The organism is Streptomyces durbertensis (genome assembly GCF_014156695.1).
GTDB classification, from domain to species: domain Bacteria; phylum Actinomycetota; class Actinomycetes; order Streptomycetales; family Streptomycetaceae; genus Streptomyces; species Streptomyces durbertensis.
This window is the reverse complement of sequence record NZ_WMLF01000793.1, coordinates 1-1,198: the sequence shown is the minus strand read 5'-3', so window position 1 is coordinate 1,198 and position 1,198 is coordinate 1. Positions and strand designations below refer to the sequence as shown.

Annotated in this window: 2 protein-coding genes; one reads left to right on the top strand and one right to left on the bottom strand. The window is 73.8% G+C overall.

What is annotated here, in order from left to right:
- A partial coding sequence (locus GL263_RS26860; RefSeq protein WP_182858329.1) for an SDR family oxidoreductase occupies positions 1-838 on the top strand: 838 nt, incomplete at its 5' end.
- Positions 839-931: 93 nt separating this feature from the next.
- On the opposite strand, the gene GL263_RS28940 is transcribed toward GL263_RS26860, so the two are convergent.
- Positions 932-1,198, bottom strand: a 267-nt coding sequence (locus tag GL263_RS28940) for a hypothetical protein (RefSeq protein ID WP_182858328.1), incomplete at its 5' end; no start/stop codon positions are given.

Below are 1,198 nucleotides of genomic sequence, written 5' to 3'. Positions count from 1 at the left end.
GCCCTACCCCGAGCAGTCCGACGAGCACCCCGGCCACACCGAGAACATGTCCCCGCGCCCCGACCACGGCGAGCAGTCCTACCGCGGCAGCGGCCGGTTGACCGGCCGGAAGACGCTGATCACCGGCGGGGACTCGGGCATCGGCCGGGCCGTGGCGCTCGCCTTCGCGCGGGAGGGCGCGGACGTGGCCTTCACCCACCTGCCGGAGGAGGCGGAGGACGCCGAGGAGACGGCGTCGCTGGTCACCGACGCCGGGCGGCGGGCACTGGTGAAGGAGTGCGACATCCGCGACGAGGAGTCGTGCCGTGCCCTCGTCGAGGAGACGGTCGCCGAGTTCGGCCGGATCGACGTCCTGGTGAACAACGCCGCGTACCAGATGGCCCAGCCGGAGGGGCTGCCGCAGATCACCACCGAGCAGTTCGACCGGGTGATGCGCACCAACCTCTACGGCATGTTCTGGATCAGCAAGTTCGCGCTGCCGCACATCCCCAAGGGCGGCTGCGTCATCAACACCGCGTCGGTCCAGGGCTACAAACCGAGCCCGCACCTGCTGGACTACGCGATGACCAAGGCCGCGATCGTCGCGTTCACGCACGGGCTCGCCGCCAACCTCGTCGAGCACGGCATCCGGGTGAACGCGGTGGCTCCCGGCCCGGTGTGGACGCCGCTGATCCCCTCCACCCTGCCGGAGGTATCCGAGTTCGGCACGCAGAGCCCGCTCGGCCGGGTGGCGCAGCCGGTGGAGATGGCGCCCGCCTACGTCTTCCTCGCCTCCCCGGAGGCCAGCTACATCACCGCGGAGGTCGTGAACGCCACCGGCGGGACCCCGCTGCCCTGAGCGCGGCCCTGAGCTGACGCCCGGCGGCCGGGGCCGGCTCAGGCGGTGGCGCCCGCTCAGGCGGTGGCGCCGCTCGGGTGTCGGCACCGGCGGTCACGCGTCGACCTGCCGGACGAGGCGGCGGGCGTCCGCCAGCAGCGGTCCGACCAGTTCCACGGTGTCCGGGCCCGGGCGCGGCGCGGCCGCGATCCGCTGCCGGAGGCGGTCGTGGCCGGCCACCGCCCGGGCCGCCGCGTCGCGGACGGCGAGTTGCTCCTCCCTCCCGCTGGTGGTGACGAACATGCCGTACGCCTCCACCGCGTCGGCCACCTCCCGCAGCAGCGCCCGGTAGTCGCTCCTGAGCCAGGGGTCGAGCAGGGG